The sequence below is a fragment of the Amycolatopsis vastitatis genome (genome assembly GCF_002234595.1).
Taxonomy (GTDB): Bacteria; Actinomycetota; Actinomycetes; order Mycobacteriales; family Pseudonocardiaceae; genus Amycolatopsis; species Amycolatopsis vastitatis.
In genome coordinates this window covers 1-4,238 of the sequence record NZ_NMUL01000099.1, presented here as the reverse complement: position 1 = coordinate 4,238, position 4,238 = coordinate 1, and the positions used below count along the sequence as shown (strand labels likewise).

Annotated in this window: 6 protein-coding genes; all 6 read left to right on the top strand. The window is 66.8% G+C overall.

The window, feature by feature from the left end:
• Nucleotides 1–301: 301 nt before the first annotated feature.
• On the top strand, nucleotides 302–742 hold the full coding sequence (locus tag CF165_RS49360; protein ID WP_158226979.1) for a hypothetical protein: 441 nt from the start codon (nucleotides 302–304) through the stop codon (nucleotides 740–742).
• Nucleotides 743–823: 81 nt separating this feature from the next.
• Nucleotides 824–1,411: a DUF5753 domain-containing protein gene (locus tag CF165_RS49355; protein ID WP_093954516.1), complete on the top strand. Its 588-nt coding sequence runs from the start codon at nucleotides 824–826 to the stop codon at nucleotides 1,409–1,411.
• A 291-nt stretch (nucleotides 1,412–1,702) separates the two neighbouring features.
• Complete coding sequence (locus CF165_RS49350) at nucleotides 1,703–2,158, top strand: hypothetical protein (protein WP_093954515.1); 456 nt, start codon at nucleotides 1,703–1,705, stop codon at nucleotides 2,156–2,158.
• A gap of 206 nt (nucleotides 2,159–2,364) precedes the next feature.
• Nucleotides 2,365–3,018 carry a hypothetical protein gene (locus tag CF165_RS49345; RefSeq protein WP_143268951.1) on the top strand — a complete coding sequence of 218 codons (654 nt, stop codon included), beginning with the start codon at nucleotides 2,365–2,367 and terminating at the stop codon, nucleotides 3,016–3,018.
• An 8-nt stretch (nucleotides 3,019–3,026) separates the two neighbouring features.
• Nucleotides 3,027–3,227: a hypothetical protein gene (locus tag CF165_RS51620; RefSeq protein ID WP_158226978.1), complete on the top strand. Its 201-nt coding sequence runs from the start codon at nucleotides 3,027–3,029 to the stop codon at nucleotides 3,225–3,227.
• A 268-nt stretch (nucleotides 3,228–3,495) separates the two neighbouring features.
• A partial coding sequence (locus CF165_RS49340) for an SAM-dependent methyltransferase (protein WP_093954513.1) occupies nucleotides 3,496–4,238 on the top strand: 743 nt, incomplete at its 3' end.

Sequence of the window (4,238 nt, the reverse complement as noted above, 5' to 3'; positions counted from 1 at the left end):
CGACCTCGACCGCACGGCGCATCCCACGATCACCGTCCTGGACGGCAACCCGCCCCAAGAGCAACTTCCGCCGGGCGAATTCCTCCGGCGACCGAGCTGCACCCTCATCCTCAGCCCCGCCAGTGCGACCTGAGCAGCGCGACCGACACCCAGCACCGATACCGCCCGCATCACCACGCCTGAACAGGACGCGCACAGGAGCCGACCATGCCACCGGATGACCCCGAAGCCAGCAAGACCGGACCACCGACTATTGGCGACCGTTCGAATACCTCACGTCTGCCCCTGTTCCGGCGCCTCAGTGACGAGCCCGGCACAGCGCAGGGAGCCAACACTCAATCCGTGCCACCTCAGTCCCGCCCGAATCCTCGACTGCCTCCTCGGCGGAGAACTCCTCTTCGTGCGTGTCGGCGACGACGCCGAGACGCTGTGTCAGCTGGCGGCGGCGCTGGGGAGATTCACCGCGATCGGCGATGACCAGACCGCGGCTCGGGCCGGGCTCACACTGGTCCTGATCGACGCCCGTGCTGGGCGACACGGGTTCACCGCCGAGCGCCTGGACCAGGTGCGCCGGGTGCTGGGGCGGCCGGGATCAGCTGCGGACAGGGCTGATGTGCTGCTCGTTCAAGCCGAGGTCGCCGAACTCGACGGCAACCACGACCAAGCCCGCGCGTGCCACGCCGCGGCACTCGAGCTGCTCCGGCACCACGACGAAGCACCGGATGAAGGCAAACAGCCCTGAACCGCCCCGATCGTGCGCCACGACAAGAAGTGCCGCGCGACGGCCAGACCGGTTACCTCGGAATCTGACGAAAGGAACGCCATGACACACGACCAGACAACTCCCAAAACGGCCAACGAACCGTGGTGGATTGTCCACGAAGGACATTACTCGAAGGAACTTGTCGAGTACGGCAAGGTTGAATCCCGCGCCACCACTCTGCGGCAGCTCCAACCGTTCGTGATCCCCGCCCTGTTGCAGGAACCTGGCTACGCGGAGGCGCTCTTGCATCAATACGCCGACGCCTACCCCACCGAGTTCATCGAACGGACCATCGAGGTCCGCGCCACCCGCAGGGCAGCTTTCCTCAGCAGCGACACGAAGGCATCCTTCGTCCTGGACGCCTCGGTCCTGCGCCAGCCGGTCGGATCGGACGCGACCATGCGGCAGCAGCTTGCGTGGCTGCACGAACTCGACTCCTCAGGCCGAGCGTCCATCACGGTCATGGACGGCGTGTACGACGGAATGGAAGACCACTTCAGCCTGTTCCACGTCGACGGGCAGGTCGTGGCATTCGCCGACGCAGGAAAAGGGATCAAACAAGTCGAAGACGACGACCAGAAAAGCGAACTCGTCGCATTGTTCGAACGCTTCCAGAAGCGCGCGGCGCCACTGCGGGACCGCTCCTAATGACAACCATGGAACGAGCACCAGAGGCACGTGCTGGCGAAAGGAGGTGACGGGGATGCTGCCTCGCGATGAACTGACCAAGGAGCAGTAGCGGACGAGGCCTGCCAGCGACGGCCATCGTCGTATCGCTGGCAGGCCGGCTGCCGGGTTCCTAGGCGTCACGCAAATTCGGCGCAAACCTCCGCCGACGTACCCGCCGGGCACGCGATCGCAGCGCCCTACGGCGGCCCAGGCAGTCCCCCACCGACCACGTCGTGAGCGCCGCCAACTTCCGGACACCGAGGAGTCCCGATGCACCCTCATGATAGCGAATTGCTTGACCGGATCCTTCTCACCGCCAGCCAGTGCCACCACATGGTTGACGCGCTGCAAACCGTCCCACCCGGCAGCGCCACGTACACACGCCGGCTTCGTCAGTTCTCGCAGGACCTGGGTGAGCTATCGCGCACCATCTCCCAGCGCATCGGCACACTCGCCACCACCGCGATCGAACAAGCACTGGAGGAGGGCATCGACGAACTGGCGGAACAGCCGGAGTTGCCGACAGCCACCCACGCCAGCCTGCTCGCCGCGATCCGATCCGCAGCAGTCCTCCTAGACCAGCACGCGACTCACGCCCTCCGGAACAATCCACCCGACGACGCCGTCGCCACCAACCTTGCCCTCGCCTTCCCCACGGTGGCGCTGATGTCGTTGATCACCGCGATGCACGCCCGCTGCGCCACGCCAGAGCCCGGCGGAATGTAAAGCACCCGACGGCGAGCATCGCTGAACCTGCCGCACCCGGACCACCGTGTTCCCGCCCACCGTCCTGAACCAAGGTAGCCATCACCCGGCTGGGATCACCGAACCGACCGCGTCACGAAGCAGCCCGCTGATCGTCTCCGCGGACTCGCCGCGTCCCCGTCGATGCCGCCGGCATCACCCACACCTCAGCGCCAGAAAGACGACCGATGACCAACGCCGAAGCCCGCTCGCAACGCCCTCGCAACGCCACCTCCCGACCACTGACAACCACTCACCTTCGCGCAAAGCTCGATCACCTCAACGCCCGCGTGACAGCGATCGTGCTCGGTCTGTGCCGCGTCGGCGCCGTCTTCGACTCGCCCAGGTTCGCCGGCAAACTAACCGAAATCGCGACAGCTCTGGCGACCTTCGGAGAAGACCTCGGCGTGCCGCACTCGAGCGCCCACGACGGAGTCACCCTGAGGGAGCCGCTGCTATCCACCCAGGAGATGGCGGCCTTCCCGATGAACCGGCAGCAAACCCTGCAGGTGCTACGCGTGCTCGAACGCCTCGACTCTCTTTTCGGCGCCGTCGCCGACGCCGACGCCACGTCCCAGCGGACGGTGGCGCTCAGCGAGCTCGCCACCGTTGCCGCCGTTTACGGCCACCGACTCGGGCGCACCGCGCAGCTGCTGACCATGCGCCACGACCACCGCGCCCAGCGCCCCACCGCCGAGATCGCCGCCGACCTGGGCATCACCGAGCCCGACGTCAAGCAGATGCTCCGCGAAGCCCAGGCGCTCGTCGACGGCCCTCTCGAACAGCCCGCGCCACCACCGTGGCGCCCGTGCCCTGCGTCCGCCCACACCACCGCGGGGTGAGGAGTCCGATGCACCACCACACCGACCCCACGCGGAGAGCACACCGGGCGGGCCAAACCTTTGCCGACCTCGCCGCTGGACTCGGCGTGTCCCAGGCCGACGTCGAGCAGATGCTCACCGACGCCAATGTCCTGCTTGCCCAACCGCCACCGTCGTCCACCGCGCCAGCCGCCGACGGCTCTCCGCCGGCGCCGCATCAGACATCCTGACTCGCCGAGGAAGACACGACCGATGAATTCGCCTACACCACCATCCTCGGGTCCTCCGCCAGCAGGCACCGAGCCGCACAACACGAGCACCAGCCAGCAGAAATCGCGCAGGCCTACCGAGGACACTGCGCGCTCCCGTCACGACACACCAACAACTCATACCCCCACCTCGTCTGGCGATGACCAGGAACGTTCGGCTGCCAGCCCATCAGCGGCCCGTCTGTCCATATCGGACGCGGCACTACGCGTGACGGCACAGCGATGGGAAGTGCCGGAGTTGGACCTGTGCTGCGCCAGCCCGGCACGGATCAAGGACTTCCTCCTCGGCGGAGGCAACGCCTACGCGATCGACAAAGCCTGGTGTGCCAATGCGACGCGTATCTTGCCAAGCCTGCGCCGGACCTACCGTGACGAGCACAGATTCCTTCGCCGAGCCATCCGCCTCGTTGCGGCGAAGCGCGGCATCAGCCGGTTCCTCGTCGTCGACGCGGGACTGCCGGACAGCGACGCCACACACGAATACATTGCGCAGCACGAAACCAGCAAGGCCGTGTTCACCAGCGACGACCGACATGTCCTCGCATACCTGGAACTGGCCGCCTCAAACCATCCCGCAATCGACAGCGTCTGCGGCACATTCAGCGTTCCGGGCACGATTCTGCTCACCGACCCGACCCAGCAGCTGCTGGGCGCCGGGACCCCGGTCTGCCTCGTGCTGTGCGGCGTCCTGGAGACGATCAGCCAGAACGACGACGCGCACACCGCGTTGCGGTGCTACACCGAACGACTCCCCGCCGGCAGCCTGGTGATCGTCACCCACCCCACCGTCGACGGCCTCAACCCCGCCCACCCTGCAGACCGCGAAATGGCCACGAACATGCGACAGGTGTGCCAGGCGTACGGCGCCGGGCACCAGCCTGAACGTCACCTACGCACCGCCGAGGAACTCAGGGACATCCTCTCCGGGCTCACACTCATCCCTCCCGGCATCGCCTTCACCTCCAACTGGCA

Coding starts and splice junctions, on each gene's coding strand:
- CF165_RS49355 (WP_093954516.1), top strand. CDS start 824: ATGACACACGACCAGACAACTCCCAAAACGGCCAACGAACCGTGGTGG.
- CF165_RS49350 (WP_093954515.1), top strand. CDS start 1,703: ATGCACCCTCATGATAGCGAATTGCTTGACCGGATCCTTCTCACCGCC.
- CF165_RS51620 (WP_158226978.1), top strand. CDS start 3,027: ATGCACCACCACACCGACCCCACGCGGAGAGCACACCGGGCGGGCCAA.
- CF165_RS49345 (WP_143268951.1), top strand. CDS start 2,365: ATGACCAACGCCGAAGCCCGCTCGCAACGCCCTCGCAACGCCACCTCC.